A 13053-nucleotide genomic window follows, 5' to 3' on the forward strand; every position below is an offset into this window, starting at 1 on the left:
CTGAGCAGCAGATCGGCCGGCAGATCGACCGAACGAGTTTCCTGCGGCCGTGGGTGTTCCTGCGCGGCGCGCCTGCAATGAAGTTTCTGCCGCCGGAAGGGCCGCCAGAAGTGGCGTTCGCCGGTCGCTCGAATGTGGGCAAGTCGTCGCTCATCAATGCGCTCATCGCGCAGCGTGGTCTTGCGCGCACCTCCAACACGCCGGGCCGCACGCAGGAACTGAACTTCTTCGTCCCCGATGGCTATTCCGGCGCCGATGGCGACATGCCCCCCATGGCGATCATCGACATGCCGGGCTATGGCTTCGCCAAGGCGCCCAAGGCGCAGGTCGACGCCTGGACGGAACTGGTGTTCGATTATCTGAGAGGCCGGGTGACGCTGAAGCGCGTCTTCCTGCTGATCGACGCACGCCACGGCATCAAGAAGAATGACGAGGAGGTCATGGACCTGCTCGACAAGGCTGCCGTTTCCTATCAGGTGGTGCTCACCAAGATCGACAAGATCAAACCGCCCGCAGTGGTGCGGCTGCTTGCCGATACCGAAGCGCAGCTGAAGAAGCGCGCCGCAGCCTATCCGGAGATCGTCGCCACCTCTTCGGAGAAGGGGCATGGCATGGACGAACTGCGCAACGCCATCGCGCGCGCCGTCTCGGACGGCTGACGCGCGAAGGCGAGAATGAGCAGACTTAGCCGGGCGCAGACTTAGCTTGGCATTGTGGGGCCGGGCCTGAACTGCATGGCCACGCCATTAATGCAGTGGCGCTTGCCGGTCGGTTGCGGTCCGTCATCGAAAATGTGGCCCAGATGGCCGCCGCAGCGGCGGCAGTGGCACTCGGTGCGGGTCATGAACAGCGAGTTGTCCGGCCGCGTGCCGATGGCGTTCGGCAGCGCTTCCCAGAAGCTTGGCCAGCCGGTGCCGGAATCGTATTTAACTTCAGATGAATAGAGCGGCAGGTCGCAGCCTGCGCAATGGAAGAGCCCGGCGCGCTTCTCATTGTTCAGCGGGCTCGTAAAGGCCCGTTCCGTCGCTTCTTCGCGCAGAACCGCAAACTGCTGTTCGGTCAGGGTGGCGCGCCATTCGTCTTCGGTCTTCGTGATCTCGAAGGTCTCGGCCATGGCGCTGCCGCCGGGGCGCTTGTGCGCCAGAAATGCGCCTCCGGTCAGGGTCGCGAAAGCGCCCGCCGCGCCATAAAGAAAATTACGCCGTCTCATCGTCAAACTCCTTCGCACATCATGTCGTGCAGTGAACGCCGGGAAAACCGGGGAGGATTCGGGCCGACCCTAAGCCCGGCGCGCCATCACCTCCAAGTCAAGTCGGTGTGAGATGAGGGGTTACTGAAGGGCAGCCGAAGCCGCCCTCCAGATGCGTGAAGCGTTCTGCGATCAGCCCTTCGGCAGAAGCACCGTGTCGATGACGTGGATGACGCCATTCGACTGGTCGACGTCGGCAATGGTCACAGTCGCCACATTGCCGTTCTCATCGGTCAGGGTGATGTTGTCGCCGTCCATCTTGGCTTCCAGCATGCAGCCGCCAACGGTCTTGACCGGGTGGTTGCCGCCATCATCGGAAATCATCTTGCCGATGGCATCGGACATGGCTTCGGTCGCGACCACGTGACAGGTCAGGATCGTGGAAAGCTGGTCCTTGTTTTCCGGCTTCAGCAGCGTTTCGACCGTGCCGTCCGGCAGTTTTTCAAAGGCGGCGTTGACCGGTGCAAACACGGTGAAGGGGCCTTCGCCGGACAGCGTGTCGACCAGGCCTGCAGCCTTCACGGCAGCCACCAGCGTGGTGTGATCTTTCGAGTTGACCGCGTTTTCGACGATGTTCTTGTCGGCATACATGGCTGCGCCGCCAACCATCGGGTTTTCGGCCAGAGCCGATCCCGTGAAAGCGAGAGCGAGCGAGCCGGCGAGAAGGGAAGCAGTGAACTTGCGCATGTCTAAACTCCTCAGGTTCGTTTGCGGGACCGCCTTCATGGCCGGCCCTTTTGGGAACACGAGGAGCCACGGATGCCTTCCGCGGAGAGTTTCAAAAAAGTTCGATTTTTTTGAAGAAGGCCGAAATCAGATGTCGCGCAGGTCGCCGAGCGCAACCACCGGACCCGTCGGCGCGCCCGATGGCGATCCGCCCAGCGGCTCCGTGGTGATGGCGAAGACCGCACCGGCGTCGATGGCCTCGCCCAGCGCCTGGCTCAGCGCAACGTGAACGCTGGACCCGACCGGAATGATGCCCAGAGAAACCGGCGCATTGTCGCCCTCTATGGCCCAGAGTTCGAAGTCGCGGCCATCGGGCCGCGCGCCCGAAACATGCGAGAGCGAGACGTCGCGTTTCGTCCCGTCATAGACCGCGAGATAACGCACATCCGTGTCGTCATGGGCGAGGGAGGCGACGAAACGCTGCTCGGCCACCGGCGGTGCGCCGAAGGGCAGGCTGGTATAGGTCAGCGCGACATAGGCGGCAAAGGCCAGAAGCGCCGCCACGGCGAAACCGCGCCAGAATGCGAGGCTCGACCATAACCCCGGTCGGCTGGTCTGCGGGCCCGCACCGAACAGGCTTGCATCGATGGCTGTCTTCACACGGGCGGGCGCTTCCGCCGGTTCATAGGCGTCGGCCATGGGGGCAAGCTGCGCCTCCCACCGTTCCACGAGACGCGCGAATTCGGGTTCCGTTTCGATGCGGCGCGTGGCGGCGGCGCGCTCATCGGCAGCGAGAACGCCCAGCACATATTCGGCTGCAACGAGATCGTCCTCGTCGCGTCTGTCCGGTCCGTGTTCGTCTGCCACCGTCATCGTTCCAGGCATTCCTTGAGCTTGAGCAGGCTGCGCCGCAGCCAGGTTCGCATTGTGTTGAGCGGCACGTCGAAATGTGCTGCAAGTTCGGCATAGCTGTCGCCGTTGAGATAGGCTCCCCGCACCGCCGTGGCGCGGTCGGCCTCCAGTTCGGCAAGGCAGGCGTCAATGCGCCGCCGTTCGCTGCCGGCCTGAGCCATGGCCTCGGGGGTCGGCGCGGGGTCGGCAATTGCGTTGGCCTCATCCAGTTCTTCCGTCGGGGCCTTGCGCGCCCGCAGCCGGTCGATGGCGTGATTGCGCGCCACCGCCACGAGCCAGGTGATCGGGCTCAGGTCCGACGCGGCAAACCGGTCGGCCTTGGTCCATATCTTCACATAGACTTCCTGCAGCGCCTCTTCGGCCTCCGCCCTGTCTTTCAAGACACGCAGGCAGACGCCAAAGAGTTTCGCGCTCGTGTGCCGATAAAGCAGATCGAACGCCGCACGCTCCCGGAGCGCGGTTCTGAAGATCAGCTTCGTTATCTCATCTGGCGTCATGGGCGGAAGATTAGGCGGATTGTCGACTGGTGGGAAGGCTGGTTTGCAGTTCAGCTAGCGCGCGCACAGACAAAGGCAAGGGGGCGACTGCCGCGCGGATCAGGCTTTTTGTGTCCGGGGCATGCAAGATCATTTCACTTGCCGCGAAAAATGCTTTATGAAACCGCCGTTTTGACTTTGGGGAATAACGCGATGACGGACATGACGGAAACTGCAGAAGCACAGGCGCGCTTTCTTTCGGCGGCGCTGCCTTACATGCAGCGTTATGAGAACAAGACCATCGTCGTGAAATATGGCGGTCACGCCATGGGCGACAATGCGCTTGGGCAGGCTTTCGCCCGCGATATCGCGCTCCTCAAACAGTCCGGCGTCAGTCCCATCGTCGTTCATGGCGGCGGCCCGCAGATCGCGGCCATGCTCAAGAAAATGGGCATCGAATCGAAGTTCGAGGGCGGCCTGCGCGTGACCGACGCGAAGACCGTGGAGATCGTCGAGATGGTGCTTGCCGGCTCCATCAACAAGGAAATCGTGGCGCTCATCAACGCCGAGGGCGAATGGGCCATCGGCCTGTGCGGCAAGGACGGCAACATGGTGTTTGCCGAAAAGGCGCACAAGACGGTGGTTGATCCCGATTCCAACATCGAGCGCGTGCTCGATCTCGGTTTCGTCGGCGAGCCGGTGGAGGTCGACCGCACTTTACTGGACCTTCTGGCCCATTCTGAAATGATCCCCGTCATCGCTCCGGTCGCGCCCGGCCGCGACGGTCACACCTACAACATCAATGCCGATACGTTCGCCGGCGCGATTGCCGGTGCTGTGCGCGCCACGCGCCTCCTGTTCCTGACCGACGTGCCGGGCGTGCTCGACAAGGACAAGAACCTGATCGACGAGCTGACGGTCGCCGAAGCGCGCGCGCTCATCAAGGACGGCACGATTTCCGGCGGCATGATCCCCAAGGTTGAAACCTGCATCCAGGCCATCGAGCGGGGCGTCGAAGGTGTCGTCATCCTCAACGGCAAGACCGCGCATTCCGTGCTGCTCGAGCTCTTCACCGAGCATGGCGCGGGCACGCTGATCGTTCCGTAAGGGACGGCTGCGGAAAAAACGCGAAAACCCGCTTGACCTGGAGTTCACTCCAGCAAGTAGATGCATGTGTGCACACAATGGAGATGCACACATGCAAGAGCAGATCATCATCGAGAATTTCCTTGCGGCGCTGAAGGCAGGCGATGTCGACGGGGCCTGCGCCTTCGTGGCGGAAAATGCCGTCATCATTGGCGTCCGCGCCGAGCCGAAGCCCTCCGTTCCGCCCTATGGCGCGCGCTGCGGGCATGATGGCTTCCGCACCTTCCTTGCCGCACTCGGACGCACCTTCAAAAGCCAGTCGCTTACAGTGGAGCACCTTGGAGCGGGTGAGGGCGTTGCCTTTGCCAGCGGGCAGCTTGACCACATCGTCGCCGCGACCGGAAAGCGCTTCTTCAGCGAATGGGTGCTGCGCTGCCGCGTGCGCGAAGGCAAGATCACACACTATCAGTTCTGTGAGGACAGCGCCCGGCTCGAAGACGCGCTGTCGCCAGTCGGGGAGGCCGCATGAAGATTGGCGAAGTGGCAAGGCGCACCGGCCTGAGCATCGACACGCTGCGCTATTACGAAAAGCTCGGCCTCATTGATCCGCCATGGCGGCAGGGCGGCCAGCGCGCCTATGACGACAACATCGTCAAATGGCTGAACTTCATCAAGCTGTTGAAGGCCACGGGCATGCCGCTTGCCGATGTCGAGACCTATGCGCGTCTGCGCCGTGAGGGCGAACGAAGCTCCGCCGCACGCCGCGAGATGCTGGAGCATCAGCGTGCGGTCGTTCTGGCAAAGATCGCCGAACTTCAGGAATGCGTCGAACTGCTCGACTACAAGATCATGAACTATGCCGAAATCGAAGCGCGCCACCGCGCCGAAGACGGCCGGAAGGACCAGACCCATGACCATTGAAACCGTCGCTGAAACCGCCGCAAATGCGTCCGCGCTCGAAAAGGGGCGGGCCATCGCCGCAAGGCTCAATCCCGATCTCGAAGATATTTTGTCAGAGCGCTATGATGCGGTCCTGCCGGGGTTTTCAAAAACGCTGATCGAAAGCGCCTATGGGCGTTTCTACGCCCGCGAGGGGCTCGACCTCAAAACGCGCCAGCTCGCCACTGTGGCAGCGCTCACGGCGCTTGGCGGGCAGACAGCGCCCCAGCTCAAGGTGAACATCGAGCATGCGCTGGCGGCGGGTGCGGGCGAACGCGAAATTCTGGAAGTGATCCTGCAGATGGCGGCCTATGGCGGCTGGCCGGCGGCCATCAATGGGCTCAACGCGGCGCTCGAACTCTTTGGCGAACGCGCCCGCTCGCCGGACGCCTCCGCCTGGAACGGCCAGTAGCCTGCCAGAAGCAGCCTACCAGAGCACCAGCAGCAGAATGCCCGCGACGATCAGCAGGCAGCCTGCCACTTCCGTGCGGTTGATGTGTTCACGGAAGAAGAAGACGGAGGAGGCGAAGGTGAAGATCATCTCGATCTGCGCCAGCGCCTTCACCACCGCCGCCTGTTGCAGGGTCATGGCGGTGAACCAGCCGAGCGATGCCGCAGCGCCGACGAAGCCCACGAAGAGCGAAGGCTTCCAGGCCTGCGCGATCCTGCCCACCTCGGCGCGGTCGCGCCACAGCATCCATGCCAGCATGATGACGGTCTGAAAGCTGATGGTGACGGCGAGCGTCGTCGTCGCCTGCATCAGGTAGTTCGGCCCGCCAAGCGAGAGCGAGGCCGCGCGATAGGCCACCGCCGTCACGCCGAACAGCGTGCCCGAGGCAAGGCCGATCAGCGCCGTGGGGCTGATCAGCGAGCGGAACAGATTGCCCCAGCTCATCGGCACGCGGGCGACCGAAATCAGCATCACGCCGATCACCGTCACCGCGATGGCAACCAGCGCACCGAAACCGGCGACCTCGCCAAGCAGGACGAGACCGAAGATCGCGGCCTGCGCCGGTTCGGTGCGCGAATAGGCGGTGCCGACAGCGAAATTCCGAAAGGAAAAGAGATAGATCAGCAGAAACTGCGCGGAGATCTGCCCCAGTCCGCCAAGAATGGTCCAGGCAAGAAAGGCGCCGTGAATTTCGGGGATCTCGTATCCGGCCGCAAAATGCAGCGCCAGCCACAGAGCGAGCACGAAGGGCATGCCGAACCCGAAGCGCACGAAGGTCGCCCCGGTCGTTCCCATCACACCCTTGAGGTGCTTTTGACCGACGGAGCGCAGGTTCTGCAGAAAGGCGGCGGCGATGGTGATCGGTATCCAGAGTTCCATGCTTCGCCTTCTGTCGTCTTCCGGCTCAATTGCCTTGGGATGTTGTCGCAAACGTGTATAGTCACCGCGGCAGCGAAAGAAAACTGCCACTTACAGGCCTCTGCCCAGACAGGATCGACCCAATCCAAGTGCTGGCCTGCCACCCTCTTGAAGACGAGGAGAGCAGAGGATGAAATACGTTCTGGTCACGATCTATCTGGGCTTCCGGACCGTCGGAATGACGTCTGCGGAGTTCAACAGCGCGGGCGCCTGCGAGAATGCGAGGAACCGCCTGGACGTGGGCACGCTCTCGCGAACCCAGTCCTTCTGCATCAAAAAGGGACTGAACGTGGACCGTTTGCCTGTCCCGGCATCCGACGGACAATGAAGCCGCACTGGCCCAAGACGCGTGCTCACCTGGCAGGTGAAAACCCCCGCGACCGGATTGCCGGTGGCGCGGAAGGTCTGCCATAACGAAGGCATGAGAAACCAGCCCGCTCCCGACCGCTTCACCCACGTCACCGACTGGGTGTTTGACCTCGACAACACGCTCTATCCGCATCACAGCAATCTGTTCTCGCAGATCGATGTGAAGATGACGGCCTATGTGTCCGAGCTTCTACAGCTCAACCGCACAGAGGCGAGAGCGCTGCAAAAGGATCTCTACAGGGAATACGGCACGACGCTCAACGGGCTGATGAAGCGCTACAACATCAACCCGGACGACTTCCTCGAAAAGGTCCACGACATCGACTATTCGTGGCTCGATCCCGATCCGAAGCTTGGTGACGCGATCCGCGCGCTGCCCGGCCGCAAGTTCATCTTCACCAATGGCGATCGCGGTCACGCAGAGCGTGCGGCGCGTCAGCTCGGCGTGCTCGACCATTTCGACGATATTTTCGACATCGTCGCCGCCGACCTTCTGCCCAAGCCGGCTGCGGCCACCTATGACCGTTTTCTGGCCCTTCACCGGGTGGTGGGCGAAAAGGCCGTGATGTTCGAGGATCTGGCCCGCAATCTGGCCGTTCCGAAGAAACTCGGCATGACCACGGTTCTCGTGGTGCCCAACAATTTCGAACCGGCGTTCGCGGAAATCTGGGAACAGGACCCGGATGAAGAAGACGATGTCGATTTCGTCACCGACAATCTCACCGATTTCCTGAAGAACATCCGGGTCTGATCCCGAACGAAAATCGGGCGGGCGCGATCACGCACCGCCCGGTGGCTTCTGCCCCAATGACTTTTGCCCCAGGGGCTTCTAATGGCAGGAGCGTCGTTGCTAGTGGTTATGCCCCGCTTCGGGCATGCCGCCACGCGCCGGCCCGGCCATAAGCTCGAGTTCCACCTTGCCGGCCTTCTCGAATTCCAGCGTCACCGGAACGGTCTCGCCTTCCTGAAAACCCTTCTCCACCTGCATGAACATGATGTGCAGGCCACCGGGCTCCAGCGTCACGCTCTCACCGGCCGGAATGGTCAGGCCGCCTTCAACCGGGCGCATCACCATCACGTCATTGTTCATTTCCATCGTGTGGATTTCCACCTTGCCGGCGCGCGGCGAGGCGAGGGCCGTGAGCGTGTCGTCTTCCGCGCCGGTGTTCTCGATCACCAGATAGCCACCGCCTGCGGGCTGGCCGGGCAGCATCGCGCGCACCCACGGATCGCTGATCCTGAGGTCGCCGGCCTGAATGGCATGGCTCATCGTGGCGTCGGCGGTTTCGCTTGTCGCCGCGTCCGCCTTTGGCGTGCTTTCCGCACTGGCGTTGAATGCAAGAAGGGGCAGGGCGGCTGCAGCCGCGAGGAGAATGTTGAAGCGCATTGTCTGTCTTTCTGTCTGATCTTTCAAAGGGCCGAAGCCCGGTTTGGCGGTGTCAGGCAGTCAGGGGCGGTGCGCGGATCGAGGGCGGCGTGTCGCCCCGTGTCGAGAGGCGGGCAGGTTGCCGCCATGCGACGTGAACGCTGCGTTTGCGCGCCGGTGTCTGAAGCGCGGTCGCGGGAAGCGGCGGCGTTGCCGGTGCAAACTGAAAACTGCAGGAATGCCCTGTCAGGCAAAGCGGGCACTCGGCGTTTCGCGGGTGCTGGCGGTTCCCGTCAGCCGCCTTGCCGACCCCGTAGGTCGTGCAGATGACGAAGCCGTAGGAGGCCGGGGCGGCAGCCGCCACTGCGAGCGGCTGCAACAGGCCCATGACGAGCGAAAGAAGGCCCACGACCGCGAAAAGCTTCGCATCGCGGCGCAGGCTTTCAAACCAGCTCGTGTCGGCAGGGCTTGCCTTCATGCGTTTTGATCAGCCTCTCACAGTTCGTAGAATGCGGAGATCTTTTCCCAGGCTTCCTCCGCCGTGTCGACGAAGGTGATCAGCTCGTCGTCACCGGGGGAGATGGTGCCCTGCTCGGCGAGGAACCCGAGGTCGATCGCGCCTTCCCAGAATTCCTTGCCGAACAGAATGACAGGCACCCGCTCCATGCGGCCGGTCTGGATCAGCGTCAGGGATTCGAACAGCTCGTCCATCGTGCCAAAACCGCCGGGGAACACGGCCACGGCCTTCGCGCGCATCATGAAATGCATCTTGCGGATCGCGAAATAGTGGAAATTGAAGCAGAGTTCCGGCGTCACATAGACGTTCGGCGCCTGCTCATGCGGCAGCACGATGTTGAGACCGATGGAGGGCGCGCCGCAATCGGCAGCACCGCGATTGCCGGCTTCCATCACGCCGGGGCCACCGCCCGTCACCACAACATATTCGCGGTAATAGGATTTGGCAGATTCTTCCGAGCACAGCCGCGCGAATTTGCGCGCCTCTTCATAGTAGCGGCTGTTCTTTTCGAGGTTCTTGCGCTGCGTCTCGTTCTTGGCCGCCCAGGCGTCACCGCCGGGCTCGGGCAGGCGCGCGCCGCCGAACAGGATCACGGTCGAGCGGATGCCACGCTCGGCCAGCACCATTTCGGGCTTCAAGAGCTCCAGCTGCAGGCGCACGGGCCGCAGCTCGCGCCGCGTCATGAAGTCTTCGTCATTCCAGGCGAGGCGATAGGTGTCCGCGCGGGTCTGGGGCGTATCGGGCACCTGGCGGGCGCGGCGCAGATCCTCGTCGGAATGCGGCAGAGGCGTCCAGCCATTCTCGTCTTTGGTTTTCATGTTCCTGTTCCTGTCTCCGTCCTTCGGTACTCTGGCCTTCGGTGCTTTGCCGCGCTGGCGCGCGATCCCGTGATTGACCGCCACACGCGCTTCGCATAGTTTCCGCGCCGGCCTTGGGTCCTTCTCCCAAACTTATGGCTGAGCCCTTAACAGCTTGTTCAATGGAGCCGCAAGCATGACGAACATCGATGTCGCCGCGCTGGAAAAGACAATCGAAAACGCATTCGAAGAGCGCGACGGCGTTTCGACTGAGACCCGTGGTGAGATCCGCGAGGCCGTCGAAGCCTCTCTCGGTCTGCTCGACAGCGGCAAGGCCCGCGTCGCAGAGCGTCAGGAGGATGGCTCCTGGAAGGTGAACCAGTGGCTCAAGAAGGCGGTCCTTCTTTCCTTCCGTCTCAACCCGATGCAGATCATCAAGGGCGGACCGGGCGATGCGGTCTGGTGGGACAAGGTTGCCTCCAAGTTCGATGGCTGGAGCGCCAATGAGTTCGAGAAGGCCGGTTTCCGCGCCGTGCCCAACGCCGTTGTGCGGCACTCGGCCTTTATCGCGCCCGGCGTTGTCCTGATGCCGTCCTTCGTCAATCTCGGCGCCTATGTGGGCGAGGGCACCATGGTCGACACCTGGGCGACCGTCGGCTCCTGCGCGCAGATCGGCAAGAACGTCCACCTTTCCGGCGGCGTCGGCATTGGCGGCGTGCTTGAGCCCATGCAGGCCGGCCCGACCATCATCGAGGACAATTGCTTCATCGGCGCGCGTTCGGAAGTGGTCGAAGGCTGTATCGTGCGCGAAGGCTCGGTGCTCGGCATGGGTGTCTATATCGGCAAGTCGACCAAGATCGTCGATCGCGCCACGGGCGAAATCTTCTATGGCGAAGTGCCGCCCTATTCGGTGGTTGTCGCCGGCTCCATGCCCGGCAAGCCCATGGGCAATGGCGAGCCGGGTCCCGGCCTTTACTGCGCGGTGATCGTGAAGCGTGTCGACGAGAAGACACGCTCCAAGACCTCGATCAACGAACTCCTGCGCGACTAACGGGCAGGCGGAGCGGCGCGATGACCAAGAATCAGATCTCATGGCTGTTCCTGGGGTTCTCCGGACGGGTCAGCCGCGCGGCTTTCTTTCTGGCGGGACTGCTTCTGGCGGTCCTGCAGGCCCTAGTGCTTTACCGCTTCACCCTGGCGCCGGAAGGCAGCGGCGCCAGCGGCGTGTGGGCATTGCTCTTCTGGGGCATGTTCATGCTGTCGGCATTCTCCTCGGTCGCGCTTGGCGTCAAGCGCCTGCACGATTTCGGAAAGTCCGGCATGTTCGCCTTCGCACTTTTCGTTCCGATGGTTTCGATCCTCGCCTTCATCGTCCTGTGTCTCTATCCGGGCGATCCTGGCGCAAACGAATATGGCGAGCGGACCAACGCGCCGAAGCAATAGAGGGCGGTGGCGGCGTCTTGCTGCGTGACAGCCGCGCGCGGTTGGATTATCCCTCTCACCTATGACACTGCCTACCGATCCCGCGGCGAATCTCGCCGAGCTAATCCGCTGTCCTTCCGTCACGCCGGTCGAAGGTCAGGCGCTTTCCGTGCTTCAGGGCATGTTGAAGGCGCTGGACTGCACGGTCGAGCGTCCCGTCTTCTCCGAGGATGGCACCCCCGACATTGAGAATCTCTACGGCAAGCTTGCCGGCGATGGCCCGCATCTGATGTTTGCCGGGCACACGGATGTGGTTCCGCCGGGCGATGAAGCCGCCTGGAAGCACCCGCCCTTTGCCGCGGCGATTGCCGATGGCCAGATGTATGGCCGTGGCGCGGTGGACATGAAGGGCGGCATTGCCTGTTTCGTGGCCGCGCTTGCGCGCTATGTCAAAACCCATGGCAAGCCGAATGGCTCCGTTTCGTTCCTCATCACGGGCGATGAGGAAGGCCCGGCCATCAATGGCACGGTGAAGCTTCTGGAATGGGCCGCAGAACGCGGCGAGAAATGGGATGCCTCCATCGTCGGTGAGCCGACCAATCCCGATGCGCTCGGCGATATGATCAAGATCGGCCGTCGCGGGTCGCTGTCCGGCCGCGTCACCGTCAATGGGCGTCAGGGCCATGTGGCCTATCCGCACCGCGCAGACAATCCGGTGCCGGGGCTTATGCAGCTCCTCGAGGCGCTGCTCGAACAGCCCTTCGATGAAGGCACGAAGGATTTCCAGCCAAGCAATCTGGAAGTGACCACGGTTGATGTGGGCAACAAGGCCACCAATGTCATTCCGGCGCGCGCAAGCGCTGTTTTCAACATTCGCTTCAACGACACGTGGAGCGCGGAAAGCCTGCAGGCCGAAATCCACAACCGGCTGGATCGCGCCGCAGCCGCAAACCGACTGCGCGGCAATGCGGACGAGCCGGTGGATTTCGACATCGAATGGCTCGGCCGGCCAAGCCCGGTCTTCCTGACGCGTGATGACAGGCTGGTCGCAACCCTTTCGGCTTCGGTCGAAGCCGTCGTGGGCGCGCGGCCCGAGCTTTCCACGTCCGGCGGCACGTCGGATGCGCGTTTCATCAAGGATTATTGCCCGGTGGTCGAGTTCGGCCTTGTCGGACAGACCATGCACATGGTCGACGAGCGCGTTGCGCTGGCCGATCTGGAAACCCTCACGCAGATTTATCTGCGCTTCCTTGAAGACTGGTTCGCCTGACAATGCCGTCCTTTGCCGAGATCCAGCAGTATTTTGCCGGCGTCTGGCGCATGATGATGGGGCGTTCCGAGGGGCTGCGCCTGCTCGACCTGTCGGCTGACGGGTTCTGGAATTCCTTCTTCGCCATTCTGGTCGCCTTCCCGCCGCTTGTGGTCGGGTGGGTGACCATCTCAAACGAGCTGGCGGGCGGCGAGGTTGTCGCGGCCCGGTTCGCGCTCTTCAATCGCCTGATGGTCACGGATATTGCCACCTGGGTCATCCCGTTCGCCATTCTTGCGCTGGTGGCGCGGCCGGCGGGCATTGCGGACCGCTTTGTGCACTATGTGGTGGCGAGCAACTGGGCGTCCGCGCTTTTTTCGTGGATCACGCTGCCGGCCATGCTGATCCGCCTGTTCATCCCGGCTGCGGCGGAACTCGCCAATCTTCTCACCTTCGTCATCTTCATCGGCACGCTTGTGCTCTCCTGGCGTCTGACGAATGCGGCCATCGGCAAGGGGCCAGCCGTCGCTTCCGCCGTCTTCGCGGCCATGTTCGCAGCCTCGCTCGGCGTTCTGTTCACCTTTGAGGGGCTTCTGGGGCTGACGCGCGCAGGCTAGGGTCTGAAGCAGCCCGTGA

At 62.7% G+C, this 13053-nt stretch carries 19 protein-coding genes; 11 read left to right on the forward strand and 8 right to left on the reverse strand.

Annotated features, from left to right (window positions below):
- Positions 1–11 precede the first annotated feature (11 nt).
- Positions 12–659, forward strand: a complete 648-nt coding sequence (yihA, locus tag ACRTG1_RS06820) for a ribosome biogenesis GTP-binding protein YihA/YsxC (protein ID WP_113156189.1) — start codon at positions 12–14, stop codon at positions 657–659.
- A gap of 41 nt (positions 660–700) precedes the next feature.
- On the opposite strand, the gene msrB is transcribed toward yihA, so the two are convergent.
- The 4 genes from msrB to ACRTG1_RS06840 form a co-directional block, all read right to left on the reverse strand.
- Positions 701–1210 (reverse strand): peptide-methionine (R)-S-oxide reductase MsrB, encoded by a 510-nt coding sequence (gene msrB / locus ACRTG1_RS06825; RefSeq protein WP_432515959.1) that lies wholly within the window; start codon positions 1208–1210, stop codon positions 701–703.
- 171 nt (positions 1211–1381) lie between these two features.
- Positions 1382–1936, reverse strand: a complete 555-nt coding sequence (locus ACRTG1_RS06830; protein WP_206993855.1) for a fasciclin domain-containing protein — start codon at positions 1934–1936, stop codon at positions 1382–1384.
- Positions 1937–2062: 126 nt separating this feature from the next.
- Entirely contained in the window at positions 2063–2788 is a 726-nt protein-coding gene (locus tag ACRTG1_RS06835; RefSeq protein ID WP_206544699.1) for an anti-sigma factor, read from the reverse strand.
- Complete coding sequence (locus ACRTG1_RS06840; RefSeq protein WP_432515960.1) at positions 2785–3324, reverse strand: sigma-70 family RNA polymerase sigma factor; 540 nt, start codon at positions 3322–3324, stop codon at positions 2785–2787. The genes ACRTG1_RS06835 and ACRTG1_RS06840 overlap by 4 nt, the downstream gene beginning before the upstream one ends.
- Before the next feature lie 192 nt (positions 3325–3516).
- On the opposite strand from ACRTG1_RS06840, the gene argB reads away from it, so the two are divergent.
- The 4 genes from argB to ACRTG1_RS06860 all read left to right on the forward strand — a co-directional run bounded on the left by argB (position 3517) and on the right by ACRTG1_RS06860 (position 5740).
- Entirely contained in the window at positions 3517–4410 is an 894-nt protein-coding gene (gene argB, locus ACRTG1_RS06845; RefSeq protein ID WP_206544701.1) for an acetylglutamate kinase, read from the forward strand.
- A gap of 91 nt (positions 4411–4501) precedes the next feature.
- Positions 4502–4918 (forward strand): nuclear transport factor 2 family protein, encoded by a 417-nt coding sequence (locus tag ACRTG1_RS06850; protein WP_162742248.1) that lies wholly within the window; start codon positions 4502–4504, stop codon positions 4916–4918.
- Positions 4915–5310, forward strand: coding sequence for a MerR family transcriptional regulator (locus ACRTG1_RS06855; protein ID WP_317562015.1), 396 nt, complete (start codon positions 4915–4917; stop codon positions 5308–5310). The genes ACRTG1_RS06850 and ACRTG1_RS06855 overlap by 4 nt, the downstream gene beginning before the upstream one ends.
- Positions 5300–5740, forward strand: coding sequence for a carboxymuconolactone decarboxylase family protein (locus ACRTG1_RS06860; RefSeq protein ID WP_432515961.1), 441 nt, complete (start codon positions 5300–5302; stop codon positions 5738–5740). The genes ACRTG1_RS06855 and ACRTG1_RS06860 overlap by 11 nt, the downstream gene beginning before the upstream one ends.
- A gap of 15 nt (positions 5741–5755) precedes the next feature.
- On the opposite strand, the gene ACRTG1_RS06865 is transcribed toward ACRTG1_RS06860, so the two are convergent.
- Complete coding sequence (locus tag ACRTG1_RS06865; protein ID WP_297563244.1) at positions 5756–6658, reverse strand: DMT family transporter; 903 nt, start codon at positions 6656–6658, stop codon at positions 5756–5758.
- A 169-nt stretch (positions 6659–6827) separates the two neighbouring features.
- Here ACRTG1_RS06865 and ACRTG1_RS06870 point away from each other — a divergent pair, with 169 nt between their 5' ends.
- Positions 6828–7025: a hypothetical protein gene (locus ACRTG1_RS06870; protein WP_206544705.1), complete on the forward strand. Its 198-nt coding sequence runs from the start codon at positions 6828–6830 to the stop codon at positions 7023–7025.
- A gap of 93 nt (positions 7026–7118) precedes the next feature.
- A complete protein-coding gene (locus tag ACRTG1_RS06875) occupies positions 7119–7817 on the forward strand; it encodes a pyrimidine 5'-nucleotidase (RefSeq protein WP_206554402.1) in 699 nt (232 codons plus the stop codon).
- Positions 7818–7916: 99 nt separating this feature from the next.
- Here ACRTG1_RS06875 and ACRTG1_RS06880 read toward each other — a convergent pair whose 3' ends face one another.
- Genes ACRTG1_RS06880 through ACRTG1_RS06890 form a run of 3 tightly spaced genes read right to left on the reverse strand, consistent with a single transcriptional unit; the run spans position 7917 to position 9767 of the window.
- Positions 7917–8453 carry a copper chaperone PCu(A)C gene (locus ACRTG1_RS06880; RefSeq protein ID WP_206547135.1) on the reverse strand — a complete coding sequence of 179 codons (537 nt, stop codon included), beginning with the start codon at positions 8451–8453 and terminating at the stop codon, positions 7917–7919.
- Positions 8454–8505: 52 nt separating this feature from the next.
- On the reverse strand, positions 8506–8910 hold the full coding sequence (locus ACRTG1_RS06885; protein ID WP_432515962.1) for a DUF2946 family protein: 405 nt from the start codon (positions 8908–8910) through the stop codon (positions 8506–8508).
- A 17-nt stretch (positions 8911–8927) separates the two neighbouring features.
- Positions 8928–9767: an LOG family protein gene (locus tag ACRTG1_RS06890; RefSeq protein WP_113154310.1), complete on the reverse strand. Its 840-nt coding sequence runs from the start codon at positions 9765–9767 to the stop codon at positions 8928–8930.
- A 175-nt stretch (positions 9768–9942) separates the two neighbouring features.
- Here ACRTG1_RS06890 and dapD point away from each other — a divergent pair, with 175 nt between their 5' ends.
- From dapD to ACRTG1_RS06910, 4 genes are all read left to right on the forward strand, one after another.
- Positions 9943–10797: a 2,3,4,5-tetrahydropyridine-2,6-dicarboxylate N-succinyltransferase gene (dapD, locus tag ACRTG1_RS06895; protein WP_113154311.1), complete on the forward strand. Its 855-nt coding sequence runs from the start codon at positions 9943–9945 to the stop codon at positions 10795–10797.
- A gap of 20 nt (positions 10798–10817) precedes the next feature.
- A complete protein-coding gene (locus ACRTG1_RS06900) occupies positions 10818–11189 on the forward strand; it encodes a DUF805 domain-containing protein (RefSeq protein WP_113154312.1) in 372 nt (123 codons plus the stop codon).
- A 61-nt stretch (positions 11190–11250) separates the two neighbouring features.
- Positions 11251–12438 carry a succinyl-diaminopimelate desuccinylase gene (gene dapE / locus ACRTG1_RS06905; protein WP_432515963.1) on the forward strand — a complete coding sequence of 396 codons (1188 nt, stop codon included), beginning with the start codon at positions 11251–11253 and terminating at the stop codon, positions 12436–12438.
- 2 nt (positions 12439–12440) lie between these two features.
- Positions 12441–13034: a transporter gene (locus tag ACRTG1_RS06910; RefSeq protein ID WP_206544709.1), complete on the forward strand. Its 594-nt coding sequence runs from the start codon at positions 12441–12443 to the stop codon at positions 13032–13034.
- The last annotated feature ends 19 nt before the right edge of the window (positions 13035–13053 follow it).

This window comes from Nitratireductor sp. PBL-C9, from assembly GCF_050877045.1.
Lineage (GTDB): Bacteria > Pseudomonadota > Alphaproteobacteria > Rhizobiales > Rhizobiaceae > Nitratireductor > Nitratireductor aquimarinus.

Coding starts and splice junctions, on each gene's coding strand:
- dapE (WP_432515963.1), top strand. CDS start 11,251: ATGACACTGCCTACCGATCCCGCGGCGAATCTCGCCGAGCTAATCCGC.
- argB (WP_206544701.1), top strand. CDS start 3,517: ATGACGGACATGACGGAAACTGCAGAAGCACAGGCGCGCTTTCTTTCG.
- ACRTG1_RS06860 (WP_432515961.1), top strand. CDS start 5,300: ATGACCATTGAAACCGTCGCTGAAACCGCCGCAAATGCGTCCGCGCTC.
- dapD (WP_113154311.1), top strand. CDS start 9,943: ATGACGAACATCGATGTCGCCGCGCTGGAAAAGACAATCGAAAACGCA.
- ACRTG1_RS06875 (WP_206554402.1), top strand. CDS start 7,119: ATGAGAAACCAGCCCGCTCCCGACCGCTTCACCCACGTCACCGACTGG.
- ACRTG1_RS06890 (WP_113154310.1), bottom strand. CDS start 9,767: ATGAAAACCAAAGACGAGAATGGCTGGACGCCTCTGCCGCATTCCGAC.
- ACRTG1_RS06850 (WP_162742248.1), top strand. CDS start 4,502: ATGCAAGAGCAGATCATCATCGAGAATTTCCTTGCGGCGCTGAAGGCA.
- ACRTG1_RS06830 (WP_206993855.1), bottom strand. CDS start 1,936: ATGCGCAAGTTCACTGCTTCCCTTCTCGCCGGCTCGCTCGCTCTCGCT.
- ACRTG1_RS06880 (WP_206547135.1), bottom strand. CDS start 8,453: ATGCGCTTCAACATTCTCCTCGCGGCTGCAGCCGCCCTGCCCCTTCTT.
- ACRTG1_RS06855 (WP_317562015.1), top strand. CDS start 4,915: ATGAAGATTGGCGAAGTGGCAAGGCGCACCGGCCTGAGCATCGACACG.
- msrB (WP_432515959.1), bottom strand. CDS start 1,210: ATGAGACGGCGTAATTTTCTTTATGGCGCGGCGGGCGCTTTCGCGACC.
- ACRTG1_RS06900 (WP_113154312.1), top strand. CDS start 10,818: ATGACCAAGAATCAGATCTCATGGCTGTTCCTGGGGTTCTCCGGACGG.
- ACRTG1_RS06835 (WP_206544699.1), bottom strand. CDS start 2,788: ATGACGGTGGCAGACGAACACGGACCGGACAGACGCGACGAGGACGAT.
- ACRTG1_RS06910 (WP_206544709.1), top strand. CDS start 12,441: ATGCCGTCCTTTGCCGAGATCCAGCAGTATTTTGCCGGCGTCTGGCGC.
- ACRTG1_RS06865 (WP_297563244.1), bottom strand. CDS start 6,658: ATGGAACTCTGGATACCGATCACCATCGCCGCCGCCTTTCTGCAGAAC.
- ACRTG1_RS06885 (WP_432515962.1), bottom strand. CDS start 8,910: ATGAAGGCAAGCCCTGCCGACACGAGCTGGTTTGAAAGCCTGCGCCGC.
- ACRTG1_RS06870 (WP_206544705.1), top strand. CDS start 6,828: ATGAAATACGTTCTGGTCACGATCTATCTGGGCTTCCGGACCGTCGGA.
- ACRTG1_RS06840 (WP_432515960.1), bottom strand. CDS start 3,324: ATGACGCCAGATGAGATAACGAAGCTGATCTTCAGAACCGCGCTCCGG.